General features: G+C 67.0%; 11 protein-coding genes and 1 tRNA gene. 9 read left to right on the forward strand and 3 right to left on the reverse strand.

What is annotated here, in order from left to right; translation table 11 throughout:
• The first annotated feature begins 553 nt into the window (after positions 1 to 553).
• From AB0F51_RS08585 to AB0F51_RS08595, 3 genes are all read left to right on the forward strand, one after another.
• Positions 554 to 1093 carry a hypothetical protein gene (locus AB0F51_RS08585; RefSeq protein ID WP_360276088.1) on the forward strand — a complete coding sequence of 180 codons (540 nt, stop codon included), beginning with the start codon at positions 554 to 556 and terminating at the stop codon, positions 1091 to 1093.
• Between the two features lie 334 nt (positions 1094 to 1427).
• On the forward strand, positions 1428 to 3305 hold the full coding sequence (locus AB0F51_RS08590; protein ID WP_360276091.1) for a phosphoenolpyruvate carboxykinase (GTP): 1878 nt from the start codon (positions 1428 to 1430) through the stop codon (positions 3303 to 3305).
• Between the two features lie 153 nt (positions 3306 to 3458).
• Positions 3459 to 3872 carry a PPOX class F420-dependent oxidoreductase gene (locus tag AB0F51_RS08595; RefSeq protein ID WP_360276093.1) on the forward strand — a complete coding sequence of 138 codons (414 nt, stop codon included), beginning with the start codon at positions 3459 to 3461 and terminating at the stop codon, positions 3870 to 3872.
• On the opposite strand, the gene AB0F51_RS08600 is transcribed toward AB0F51_RS08595, so the two are convergent.
• Entirely contained in the window at positions 3849 to 4082 is a 234-nt protein-coding gene (locus tag AB0F51_RS08600; protein ID WP_360276096.1) for a hypothetical protein, read from the reverse strand. The two genes, AB0F51_RS08595 and AB0F51_RS08600, sit on opposite strands and share 24 nt — an antisense overlap.
• 178 nt (positions 4083 to 4260) lie before the next feature.
• Here AB0F51_RS08600 and AB0F51_RS08605 point away from each other — a divergent pair, with 178 nt between their 5' ends.
• A complete protein-coding gene (locus tag AB0F51_RS08605; protein ID WP_360276099.1) occupies positions 4261 to 5139 on the forward strand; it encodes an LLM class flavin-dependent oxidoreductase in 879 nt (292 codons plus the stop codon).
• 47 nt (positions 5140 to 5186) lie between these two features.
• Here AB0F51_RS08605 and AB0F51_RS08610 read toward each other — a convergent pair.
• Positions 5187 to 5276: transfer RNA gene (locus tag AB0F51_RS08610), tRNA-Ser, on the reverse strand.
• A 339-nt stretch (positions 5277 to 5615) separates the two neighbouring features.
• On the opposite strand from AB0F51_RS08610, the gene AB0F51_RS08615 reads away from it, so the two are divergent.
• The 3 genes from AB0F51_RS08615 to AB0F51_RS08625 all read left to right on the forward strand — a co-directional run bounded on the left by AB0F51_RS08615 (position 5616) and on the right by AB0F51_RS08625 (position 8658).
• Positions 5616 to 7109, forward strand: coding sequence for an LCP family protein (locus AB0F51_RS08615; RefSeq protein ID WP_360276102.1), 1494 nt, complete (start codon positions 5616 to 5618; stop codon positions 7107 to 7109).
• Positions 7110 to 7200: 91 nt separating this feature from the next.
• On the forward strand, positions 7201 to 7659 hold the full coding sequence (locus tag AB0F51_RS08620; protein ID WP_360276105.1) for a hypothetical protein: 459 nt from the start codon (positions 7201 to 7203) through the stop codon (positions 7657 to 7659).
• A gap of 39 nt (positions 7660 to 7698) precedes the next feature.
• Positions 7699 to 8658, forward strand: coding sequence for an acetylxylan esterase (locus tag AB0F51_RS08625; protein ID WP_360276108.1), 960 nt, complete (start codon positions 7699 to 7701; stop codon positions 8656 to 8658).
• Positions 8659 to 8725: 67 nt separating this feature from the next.
• On the opposite strand, the gene AB0F51_RS08630 is transcribed toward AB0F51_RS08625, so the two are convergent.
• Positions 8726 to 9592, reverse strand: coding sequence for a hypothetical protein (locus tag AB0F51_RS08630; protein WP_360276111.1), 867 nt, complete (start codon positions 9590 to 9592; stop codon positions 8726 to 8728).
• A gap of 230 nt (positions 9593 to 9822) precedes the next feature.
• Here AB0F51_RS08630 and ilvA point away from each other — a divergent pair, with 230 nt between their 5' ends.
• The gene (gene ilvA / locus AB0F51_RS08635) at positions 9823 to 11094 is read left to right on the forward strand and encodes a threonine ammonia-lyase IlvA (RefSeq protein WP_360276113.1); all 1272 of its coding nucleotides are present in this window, start codon (positions 9823 to 9825) and stop codon (positions 11092 to 11094) included.
• Positions 11095 to 11892: 798 nt separating this feature from the next.
• A complete protein-coding gene (locus tag AB0F51_RS08640) occupies positions 11893 to 12468 on the forward strand; it encodes a dihydrofolate reductase family protein (RefSeq protein WP_360276116.1) in 576 nt (191 codons plus the stop codon).
• Positions 12469 to 12581: the final 113 nt, after the last annotated feature.

Below are 12581 nucleotides of genomic sequence, written 5' to 3' on the forward strand. Positions count from 1 at the left end.
TGCGGGAGGCGCGCAGGGTGCGGGTAGTGCGCTGGGTCTGGGTGCCACCGGGGCGGGAGGCGCGCAGGGTGCGGGTAGTGCGCTGGGTCTGGGTGCCACCGGGGCGGGAGGCGCGCAGGGTGCGGGTAGTGCGCTGGGTCTGGGTGCTACCGGGGCGGGAGGCGCGCAGGGTGCGGCTGGTGCGCTTCGTCTGGGTGCTCAGGGGGCGAGCGGTGGGCAGGGTGCCGGTCGTGCGCTTGATGCTCCGGGTGCCGGTAGTGCTGGAGGGGCGGCCGGGGCGCCGGGTGTGGAGAACGCTGGGGGTGCGGACGGTGTGGGTGTAGACGGTGGGTCTCGTGCGGGCGGGCAGGGTAGTAGTGGTGCGTTGAGTGTGGGGGATTCGGCGGGGGCTGCTGGTGGGGGTTGGGCTGGGGTTCTCAGAGGCGCGGTTGCGGTTGTTGTTGTGTTGGTTGTGTTTTCTGTTTTGTACTCCGTGGGGAGTGCGATAGGTAGCAAGACCAAGGAGCAGCGGCCGGCGGGGCCGCCTCCTGGGGCGTTGGTTTCGCCTGCGGCCTTGCCGTCGCCTGCGCTGAAGCCGGGCATCGTCAAGCCCAAGCCGGGTGCCTACATCCCGCCGGTGCCCGCTGTCAGTCTGATTGGCGCTACCTATGAGCGCGGCGCCGACGTACAGGAAGTGACCGGGATCGGGCTGCCGTTCGTGTTCGGCTGGCCGCGGCCCCCGAAGACCGCTGCCGTGGGCCTCTCTTCCACCACGGTCTATCGGCGAGTGGTGACGGAGCGGAACAACGGATCGGTGGTTCTCGGCGCGCAGATCGCCCTGCGGCCGTGTGCGACGCTCGCGGCCTGCCTGGCCGAGCGGGCTACCTTCGACCAGGAGTGGACCGCCACCTTCAAGGCGCCGGCACCCGCCACCGCCAAGGACGGTCGCACCTGGCTGACGGTTCAGCAGGGTACGCAGTACAGGCTGAGCATGACTCGTGCGTTCACCGCCGACGGGCAGTCCTGGCTGGTCGGGGTGGTCGTGGCCGCGGTCCGCGGCGAAGAGCTGGCGGCGCAACGCGTCCTCAACGACATCTGGCGTCAGACCCAGTAGCTGCCGAACAGATCTGCCACGGCAGACCAGCTGAAGCCGTAAACCGGCCGCGCGACTCCTCGCGCGGCCGGTCTTTTTGCTGGGAAAGCCCTTGTCGCCCGAATTCTGTGACGGTCCTCACGTCCCAGCGGTTCTCAACACGCGTCCGGGTCGCGTACCGTTAGTACCACTTGCACACTGGTATGCGTCCACTGGACCAACTGGTCTGCGAGGTCACCATACCGCCAGCCAGCTGAATCGAACCGCCGGAGACCCCGGCGGCCGACGTCGTACCCCCTCAGCGTCGAGGGACGGGACCGGCGCCGGGACGATCGCGAGAGGGAATGAGCCGCCGATGACGACAACCGCCAGCCCTGCCCATACCGAGGAAGCGCTCAGCGCCGAGGCCGCCGCCACCACCCCGACGAGCTACGACCTGAGTAACGCCCCGACTGAGCACGCAGGCCTGCTGGCTTGGGTTGCCGAGGTTGCCGAACTCACCCAGCCCGACCGGATCCACTGGGTCGACGGTTCGGACGCGGAGTACAAGACCCTCACCGACGAGCTGATCGCCGGCGGCACGCTGGTCCGGCTCAACGACGAGAAGAAGCCGAACTCGTTCTGGGCCCGCACCGACCCGTCCGACGTGGCGCGGGTCGAGCAGCGCACCTTCATCTGTTCGGTCGACGAGGCCGACGCCGGTCCGACCAACAACTGGATGGACCCGGCCCAGATGAAGGCCCTGATGACCGAGCTGTACCGCGGCTCGATGAAGGGCCGGACCCTGTACGTCGTGCCGTTCTGCATGGGCCCGTTGACCGCCGAGAAGCCGATGTTCGGCGTCGAGATCACCGACTCGGCGTACGTCGTGGCCTCGATGCGGATCATGGCCCGCACGGGTGCCGACGTCCTGGCGAAGATGGGTACCGACGCGAAGTACGTGCCCTGCCTGCACTCGGTCGGCGCGCCGCTCGAGCCGGGGCAGAAGGACGTGCCGTGGCCGTGCAACGACGAGAAGTACATCGTCCAGTTCCCCGAGGAGCGGATGATCTGGTCGTACGGCTCCGGGTACGGCGGCAACTCGCTGCTCGGCAAGAAGTGCTACTCGCTGCGGATCGCGTCGGCGATGGCCCGCGACGAGGGCTGGCTGGCCGAGCACATGCTGATCCTCAAGCTGATCTCGCCGGAGAAGCAGGTCCACTACATCGCGGCCGCGTTCCCGAGCGCCTGCGGCAAGACCAACCTGGCGATGCTCGATCCGACGCTGGAAGGCTGGGAGGTCGAGACGCTCGGCGATGACATCGCCTGGATGCGGTTCGGCGAGGACGGCCGCCTGTACGCCGTGAACCCGGAGTTCGGGCTGTTCGGCGTCGCCCCCGGTACCGGCTGGAAGACCAACCCGAACGCGATGCGCACGATCGAGAAGGGCAACTCGCTGTTCACCAACGTCGCCCTGACCGACGACGGTGACGTCTGGTGGGAGGGCTACTCGCAGACCCCGCCGAACCACCTGACCGACTGGAAGGGCCGCGACTGGACGCCGGAGTCCGGCGAACTCTCGTCCCACCCGAACAGCCGGTTCTGTACGCCGATCAAGCAGTGCCCGATCATCGCCGACGAGTACGAGGACCCCAACGGCGTACCGATCTCGGCGATCATCTTCGGCGGCCGGCGCGCCACCACCGTGCCGCTGGTGACCGAGTCCCGCGACTGGGACCACGGCGTCTTCATGGGCGCGACGCTGTCGTCGGAGACCACCGCCGCGGCGGTCGGCGAGGTCGGCGTCGTACGCCGCGACCCGATGGCGATGCTGCCGTTCCTCGGCTACAACGCCGGTGACTACCTGAACCACTGGCTCACCGTCGGCAAGGACCACGATGCTGCGAAGCTGCCGAAGATCTTCTACGTGAACTGGTTCCGCAAGGATGAGGCCGGCAAGTTCGTCTGGCCGGGCTTCAGCGAGAACGGCCGCGTGCTCAAGTGGGTGATCGAGCGCATCGAGGGTAAGGCGGACGCGGTCGAGACGCCGGTCGGCTACGTCCCGACGACCGACGCCCTCGACGTGACCGGGCTGGACCTCAGCACCGAGGCCCTGCAGGTCGCGCTGAACGTCGACGCCGACGAGTGGAAGGCGGAGCTGCCGCTGATCGAGGAGTGGTTCGCCAAGCTTGGCGACAAGGTCCCGGCCACGCTCAAGCTCGAGCTCGACCAGCTGAAGGCCCGCCTCGGCTGACCTTCCCCGTACTCCGGCTGCTGACCCGGAAGCCAGTCAGTCGGACTGCAAAACGAAGCGCCCCGGCCACAACCGGGGCGCTTCGCTTCGTCCTGCGGCGGGTTGCCGCGTCGGCACCGGCGCGGTCGGCCGACGCAGTACTAAATTGGCGGCATGGAGATTCCGGAGAGTGCGCGCGCAGTACTCGAGTCGGATGCGCTGGCGCATCTGGTCACGATCAATCCGGACGGGAGTCCGCAGGTCTCGATCGTCTGGGTCGGGCTGGACGGCGACGAGCTGGTGATGGGGCACGTGCCGAACCATCGCAAGCTGCACAACATCCGCCGGGACCCCCGCGTCGCGCTGTCGATCGAGACCGACCGGCAGAACGAGATGGGCCTGACGGAGTACCTGGTGATCAAGGGCACGGCGCGGATCACCGAGGGCGGCGCCGTCGAGCTGCTGCGGAAACTGGCGAAGACCTATCAGGGTCCGGACGCGGATTTCCTGCCCGGCGACGACCTGCCCGGCGGTTACATCACGCACATCACCGTCGACAAGATCTCAGGAGTTGGGCCTTGGGCCTAGCCGGTCGACAGGGATCCGGCAGCTGAGTTCGTGTCCGTCGGAGGCGGTGTACTGCACCAGCGCCGTCCAGCCGTCCGCATGATGCTGCCGGCCGATCAGCCACGCTGGTTGCCAGACGTCGTCCACCAGGGCGACGACATGTGCGGGGAGGGCGAGATCGAGAATCGCTCTGAGGTCGTACGCCGACGGCCGGACCGACAAGTCCGTCATCACCACCACATCCTTTCGTGAGGGGCGCGAAACCGCGTCCCGATGCCTCACGAAAACCGGACGGATCCGACAGTACCCATTAGATGCTTGAGGCAAGCGATTTGGGTCGATATTGATGGGATTCCGGTACGCCGGTTCGTAGTACCGGAGATTTGGCGCGGAGCTCTAGGTTGGTGGGATGAAAATCGGAGTGATGCTCCCGGTGGGTGGGAACGACGGTCCGGATGGCGGGAGCCCGGCCTGGACCGACGTACGGGCGATGGCGGTCGCGGCGGAGGAGTCCGGGCTGGACTCGGTGTGGCTCGCGGATCATTTCTTCTATCGCGCGCCGGACGACACGGTTTACGGGATGCATGAGGCTTGGACGCTGCTGAGCGCGGTCGCGGCGAGCACCTCGCGGGTCGAACTGGGCACGATGGTGCTTTGCGCATCGTTCCGCGACCCGGGGCTGACGGCGAAGATGGCGGCGACGCTCGACATGGTTTCCGACGGGCGCCTGATCCTTGGCGTCGGCGCGGGGTGGCACGACCCGGAGTACGAGGCCTTCGGCCTGCCGACCGACCACCGGGTCGGGCGGTTTGAGGAGTGGCTGGAGATCGTGGCTCGCTTGGTGCGCGGCGAGACGGTGTCGTTCGATGGGAAGTACCACCAGGTGAAGGACGCGATCCTCGTGCCGGCTCCCGAGCGGCGGATCCCGCTGCTGGTGGCGGCCTTCGGCCCGCGGATGCTGGATCTGACGGCGAAGTGGGCGGACCAGTGGAACACCGCGTGGTTCGGCTTACCGGACGAGAAGCTGACGGACCGCCTCACCGCCATCCGCACCGCCGCCGGCGGCAACACCCTCGACCTGACGGTAGGCATCACAGTCACCGACCCCACCCAACCCGCGGTCGCAGACCCAGAGTCCCCCACCATCTCCGGCTCGGTAGAAGACCTAGCCCAGGCCTTCAAGTCCTACGAGTCCCTAGGCGTCTCCCACCTGATCGTCGGCACCGAACCAATGACCGTCCGCTCAGTAGAACGCCTGGCCGAAGCCAAACACCTCGCCTACAGCTGACACAAAGAAAGAGCCACCAACGCGGGGCGTTGGTGGCTCTTTTGTTGCGGAGGCGGGGGGATTTGAACCCCCGAGAGGGGATTACCCTCAACCCGCTTAGCAGGCGGGCGCCATCGACCGGACTAGGCGACGCCTCCTCCGTTGCATCCGACTGCGATGCGACGACGGCCAAGACTATCCGGACAACCCGCCCGGCGGCAAAGTGGGGCTGCCGGGCCGCTCGGACAGTCGTCTTGGGGGTGGGTTTCGGGGACCTGTAACCTGGCCAATCGACGGAGTCGTAACGTCACGTCAACCAAGGAGGCCGTGTCGGCGTCTGATTATCGGGGACCCTCCTCTGAAGGTCCCGCACGCCGTCACGTCGTTGATCAGGGAACGGAGCCATGACGCGGAGTACTCGCGCAGCTGGACGCAGGTCCGCGCCTCGCGCCCACCGGTCCCGGCAGCGTGCTCAGCGCGTGTACCGCGCCCGGTCCGTGTCCAAGGCGATCGGCCTGACGCTGCTCAGCGCGCTGATCCCCGGCCTCGGTTTCGTGCTCGGCGGCCGCAAGAAGCTCGGCGCCTTCGTGATCACCCTGTACGTCGGTCTGCTGGTGCTCGCCGCGTTCATCGGCCTCACCCAGCGGGACTCGGTCCTCGCTCTCGCCGTCGACCCGAGCCAGTTGCTGCTGGCCACCGGCGCTGTCCTGCTCGTCGGCTTCCTGTGGATCTGCATCGTCGTCTCGTCGCACAAGCTGATCCGCCCGATCACGCTGACCTCGGTCGGCCGGTTCACCGGCTCGGCGTTCGTCGGGCTGCTCTGCTTCGGCATCGCGGTCCCGACCACGTTCGCCGCGCAGACCGTGATGGCCCAGCGCGACCTGGTCGGTGGCGTCTTCAAGTCCGAGAAGGACTCCAAGAGCGCCACCCGGCCCAATGTCGACAACAAGGACCCGTGGGCGAAGAAGCCCCGGCTTAACCTGCTGCTGCTCGGCGCCGACGACGGTGTCGGCCGTGAGGGCACCCGGACCGACACCGTGATCGTCGCGAGCATCGACACCAAGACCGGTGACACCGCGCTGATCTCGCTCAGCCGCAACTGGATGCGGATGCCGTTCCCCGAGGACTCTCCGCTCCACAAGATCTACCCCGACGGGTACTACGACCCGAACGGCCCGGCCGAGCAGGCGGAGTACTACCTGGACTCGATGTACGAGAACATCCCGAAGCAGCACCCGGGCATCCTCGGCGCCTCCGACAACGAGGGCGCCGATGCGCTCAAGGTGTCGGTGGGTGAGGCGATGGGCCTCGACATCGACTACTACATGCAGGTCAACCTCAAGGGTTTCGAGCAGATCATCGACGCCCTCGGCGGGATCACCGTCAACATCAACTACCGGGTGCCGATCGGTGGCGACTACGGTTCCGGCCCGGGGTCGAACGGGCACAAGAAGCCGTCCGGCTATCTGGAGCCCGGCCCGGACCAGAAGCTGAACGGCCGCGACGCGCTCTGGTTCGCCCGCGGCCGGTACGGCCTGAGCGACCCGTCGCGGCAGGAGCGGCAGCGCTGCACGATCCACGCGCTGGTGAACAGCGCGAATCCGCAGACCTTGGTGACGAAGTACAACCAGATCGCCGCCGCCGGCAAGCAACTGCTGCGCACCGACATCCCGGGCGAGATCCTGAAGGACTTCGTCACGCTGGGGCTCAAGGTGAAGAACGCCAACGTCACCAACGTCGACCTGGACAAGCGCAAGAACTTCCCGACCGGCCAGAACCCGGACTACGAGGCGATGCGGGAGCTGGTCCAGAAGGCGATCCAGCCGAAGACGAAGCCGATCGCGTCGACCCCGTCCAGCAAGCCGTCGACCACCCCGACGAAGAAGCCCACCAAGAAGCCGAGCTCGGCCACCACCAAGCCGCCGGCCGGCGAGCCGCAGAACCTGAACGACGCCTGCGCCTACGACCCGACCCAGACCGGCACCAACTAACCCGTACGCCGGTCCGCGGGTCCGCGGGTGCTCCGGCGCCGGTGATGATCCCGATGGTGGGCGGGCGGAGTACCGGTGAGATCCTGGGGCGATGCGTACGACGTACCGGATGCGGGCTGGGCGGTTTCTCGGGATCCCGGCCGCTGGGTTGATCCTGCTCGGGGTGGCGGCGGTGCTGTGGGGTGTCGGGTTGCCGACCGCCGTGGTCACGGTGTTCGCCGCGTTGGGCGGGCTGGTCGTGCTCGCCGGACTGTGGATCCTGCTTCGGCCGCCGGTACTGCTCAAGCTGGGGTCCGACGACGTTCAGGTGCGCGGGCTGCGGACCCCCTGGACCGACATCACCGAGGTCGGCCGAACCGGTACGACGCAGGGTGAAGCGATCGTGCTGCGGACCAAGCAGGAGGAGCACTCGGTGCTGATCCCGGTGCACTGGCTCGCGCCGGCGAAGGTGGACACGCTCGAGACGGACCTGCGCGAGCGACTCAACGCGGCAAACGGTTACACCATCTGGGACGGCACTGCCGCCGAGCCGGGCGACCCCGCAGAATGAGAGTCGTTCGTTTGAGCTGACAAAGGGAGCCCGCAGACCGTGTTGTCGTTCGAGATGTCCGCCGAGGAACTGCTCACCTACCAGGGGACCAATCCCCGGCCGGCCGATTTCGACCAGTTCTGGGAGAAGTCGCTGGCCGAGCTCGCCGCCACCGAACCGGAGACGGAGTTCGCCGAGGCGACCGACTTCCCGCTCCCGTTCGCGAAGACCGAGCACCTCTACTTCAACGGCACCGGCGGCTACCGCGTGCACGCGAAGGTGATCCGGCCGCACAACGCCGAAGGCCCGGCCGTGCTGATGTTCCACGGGTACGGCGGCGAGCAGCCCAAGTGGGTCGAGCTGCTCCCGTACGCCGCCCGCGGGTTCACTGTGGCCGCTCTGGACGTACGCGAGCAGGTGGCGTTCCGGAGCGAGTCGCAGCAGGCCAACAGCTTCTCGCTGCGCAACCACCTCGTGGAGGGCCTGGACGACGGCCCGGAGGGGCTGCTGTACCGGCACGTCTTCCTGGACACCCGCCGGCTTGCCGACATCATCGGCGCCCTGCCGGAGGTCGACGAAACCAGGATCGGCACCACTGGCTGGAGCCAGGGCGGTGGGCTCAGCCTGGTCTGTGCTGCCCTGACGCCGGGGATCAAGTCCACTGCGAGCGTGTTCCCGTTCCTGATCGACTACCAGCGCGCGTGGCAGCTCAACCTGGAGAAGGGCCCCTACGACGAGATCACCACCTGGTTCAAGAAGCGCGACCCCAGGCACCTGCGCGAGCAGGAGGTGTTCACGACACTCGGCTACATCGACCTGCAGCACCTGGCGCCCAAGGTCCAGTCCGACGTCACGCTCTACATCGGCCTGGAAGACCAGACCTGCCCGCCGTCGACGCAGTATGCCGCCTACAACAAGCTGGCCGGCCCCAAGCAACTCCGCGTCTACCCGGACTTCGGGCACGACGACCTGCCCGGAGCCCTGGACGAGATCTTCCAGTCCTTCAGTACGAACCTGTAGACCCCCTCGGTAGCCCCGCAGTACCCGCCTCCACCTTTTAGGTGAGTACTGCGCGGCCGCCTTGAGGTCAGTTCGCTTCTTTACCGACCCAGTAGTGCCAGGGTGGTGAAGCCACTGGAGACCGGGTCAAACCGTCCGGCCAGGTCGCCGGCAGGTCATGACTCCGAGCCGCGTACAAAATCACCTCCGATGCTGTCCGGTCGCCGCGTACGGCGACTCGTGCGGCCGTCTCGGCCCGCATGTCCGCCAGATAGTGAATGGCGGGCAGGAACTCGGCACTGAGGCGAGGACTCAACCGGCCGACGGGTTCGTCGTCCAGCCTGACCTCCACCACCATCTGGTGCCGCTCCTGGAACCCGTCCTCTTCCTCAACCGCGTGCATCGTCCCGTATGCCCAGCACTCGCCTTCCGGCCGGAAGAACGGCGCCAGAACATCCGGATGGACCTCACCTCCCGGTACGACGATCCCGCTGCCCGGCGGCAGCAGGTGGTAGCTCCCGGGCGGTGGCAGGTTCACCGGGACCAGCATGTGCGGCTGGCCCAGAGCGACGGCGACGCTGGCATGGAACTCGGTGCCGTGATCGCCTCTGCCCTCCCAATCGGCGGGTTCCCATTCACTGACCCACAAGTGACACGGCACCTGCGGTTGCAGGCCCTGTGCCACCAGTTGCGACAACACCGGGTGGTACCGGTGCGCATCGTCCCGCGGCAGGTAGCCGACCACCTTGCCCTGCACCCGAACTGCGATCGAGCGGGGGTCGAAGCGGTTTCGCGGTTCCGGGACAAGATCCGCGGTGGTGTCCAGGTCTGCGCCGCGAGCCGGGATCGGGTCAGGGAACAGACGACGGATCGCCTGCTCGTGCGGAGCCTCCCGCACGACTTCCTGCCCACACCACAACGCGTCGCCCCACAGACTGAACGGAATCGATTCCATCTGTGCCCTCCAGTCCCCGTTGACCGGTTTACTCGGCTCATCCCGTCCAGACCCCTGGCCGTTACACCGAGTGAGCGTATGAGAACTAGACTGCCCACGCCAGACCCTTTTCACTCCTGAAAAAACCACCTGTTGCGCAACGGTGTCCGGCGGTCCGAACTCTGGACGTAGCGTGTCTTGTGCAGCGAGCAATTCGTTGGAGATCGTGCAGATGCACGGGAAGGAACGTCATGCAGGGCAGGCATTCAGTTGTTTCAAACACGGTCGACGTCGGGCAAATCGAGGCTGCCGTCCGGCGCCTCGACGGGGTCGCCGTCCGGACTCCGTTGCAGCGCAACCTGCGACTCTCCGCACGCACCGGTGCCGACGTCTGGCTGAAACGCGAAGACCTGCAGATCGGCCGTTCCTACAAGCTGCGCGGCGCCTACAACCTGATCGCCCAGCTCGACGCCGCTTCCAAGAAGGCCGGCGTGGTCTGTGCGAGCGCGGGCAACCACGGGCAAGGTCTGGCGTACTCGTGCCACACCCTCGACGTGCATGGGCGGGTTTTCGTACCGCGGACCACGCCGCGGCAAAAGCGCGACCGGATCGCGGCTCTGGGCGGTGACCAGGTCGAGGTCATCGTGACCGGCGACACCTATGACGATGCCGCCGCTGCTGCTCTTGCCGAGGCGGAGGCGACCGGCGCGACGCTGGTGCCCGCTTTCGACGATCCGAGAACCGTTGCAGGACAGGGAACGGTCGCTGTCGAGCTCATTGAGCAGCTCGGCCATGCACCCGACGTACTGGTGGTGCCTGTTGGTGGAGGTGGGCTCATCGCCGGGGTGGCGACCTGGTTGGCGCAGCGGCATCCCGAAGTACGGATTGTCGGGGTTGAGCCTGCGGGGGCGGCGAGTATGGCTGCTGCGTTGGCTGCTGGTGAGCCTGTCACGCTGCCGCATCTCGACAGCTTCGTGGACGGCGCCGCCGTACGCCGGGTCGGTGACGTGACGCTCCCGCTTGTATCGGCTGCCGGTGTGGAGTTGATGTCTGTGCCCGAGGGGCTGGTGTGCTCCGAGATGCTCGAGCTCTACCAAACGGACGGGTTGATCGCTGAGCCGGCAGGAGCATTGTCGGCGGCCGCGCTCGGCAACGGGGTGGAGGTCAAGCCGGGACAGACGGTCGTCTGCCTGCTGTCGGGCGGGAACAACGACGTCAGCCGGTACGGCGAGATTTTGGAGCGGTCGCTTGTCCACAAGGGACTCAAGCATTACTTCCTGGTGACCTTCCCGCAGGAGCCGGGTGCGTTGCGGCAGTTTCTTGACGATGTGCTCGGGCCCGACGACGACATCACGCTCTTCGAGTACGTGAAGCGCAACAACCGCGAGACCGGCGTCGCCCTGGTCGGCATCGAAATCGGCCGCCCGACAGACCTCACCGGCCTGTTAGACCGAATGGAAGCAGCCCCCCTCGACATCGAACGCATCAAGCCAGACTCCGCCGAATTCCGCTACCTCATCTGATTTACCAACCTCGTCGGTTGGTGGGGTGGGGTAAGTCGCCCGCGCCGCCTGCCCTTGCCGGGTACTCCTCCGATGAGTCTGGCGCGGGCTCCTGCGTCGCCTGCTTGGTGAAAGCGGCAGGTCGCGGGGTACGCGTGTTGGCATCGGCTTGTGGATGGGTGGTGGTGGGTTCACCCCCGCGCGGCCTGCGCTGGACGCTCCTCCGTCGCGTCCTGCTTCGGCTGCTCCCACCCGCCCGTGCCGCGTACTCCTGCGATGAGTTCGGCGCGCAGGCTCCTTCGTCGCCTGCTTGGTGAAAGCAGGCAGGTCGCGGAGTGTGCGTGTTGGCATCGGCTTGTGGATGGGTGGTGGTTGAGTTCACCCCCGCGCGGCCTGCGCCGGACGCTCCTCCGTCGCGTCCTGCTTCGGCTGCTCCCACCCGCCCGTGCCGCGTACTCCTGCGATGAGTTCGGCGCGCAGGCTCCTTCGTCGCCTGCTTGATGAAAGCGGGCAGGTCGCGGGGTTCGCGTGTTGGCGGTGGCTGCTGGGTGGGCGGGTTGCCCGGTGGGTGAAGCCGGATCACTTGCGGGGCACCCGAGATCGCGGTGGGTGGTGGGTGGCTGGGTTCACCCCGCGCGGCCTCCGCTGGACGCTCCCTTCGTCGCGTCCTGCTCCGGCTGCTCCCACCCGCCCTTGCCGCGTACTCCTGCGATGAGTCCAGCGGGTTGACCTGCCACGCGCTGGGGAAGTTGTATAGACCAGAATCGCAGTATCGGGTCAGTTCGTGGACAGCCCACTGGGCGTGAAGGATGGACGACGTTGCGGAAGATCATCGTTTCGACTCTGGTGACGGCCGATGGTATCGCCGAGGATCCGGGCGGGATGGCCGGTTTCGAGCGCGGTGGTTGGGCGAATCGGTATTTCAACGAAGAGGCCGGAAAGCGATCACTTGAACGCCTGCGGTCTTGTGACTACTTCCTGTGTGGCCGGCGCACCTACGAAATGTTCTCCAAGGCGTGGCCGAACAACGCAGGACCGTACGCCGACCGGCTGAACGCGATTCCGAAACTGGTCGCCTCGACGACCCTGGCCGAGCCGCTCACGTGGAACGCGCGCCTGCTGAAAGGCGACGCGATCGGCGCGCTGAAGAAGATCAAGGAAGAGGACGGCCAGGACATCCTGATGTACGGCAGCGTCACGCTGATGCGCTCGCTGCTGCGCAATTGCTTGGTCGACCAACTGGATCTCATGGTCTGCCCGGTCGTCCTTGGCACCGGACAGCGACTGTTCGGCGAGGGTGGTCCGGTGGTGGAGCTGGAGCTCGCCGGGCAAACCCACCTCGACACCGGCATCGCCATCCTGAGCTACCACCCCCAGCTGCCCGCGACGAGCTGAGCGCCCCTCGGTCCCACCCGGACTGATGCCTCGGATCCCTGCGCCACAAGGGGTCCAAGCATCAGTCGGTTCTGGACACCACATACGCTGGAACGGCGACAACGGCACCGTTC

It is taken from the genome of Kribbella sp. NPDC023855, from assembly GCF_040639475.1.
Classification (GTDB): domain Bacteria; phylum Actinomycetota; class Actinomycetes; order Propionibacteriales; family Kribbellaceae; genus Kribbella.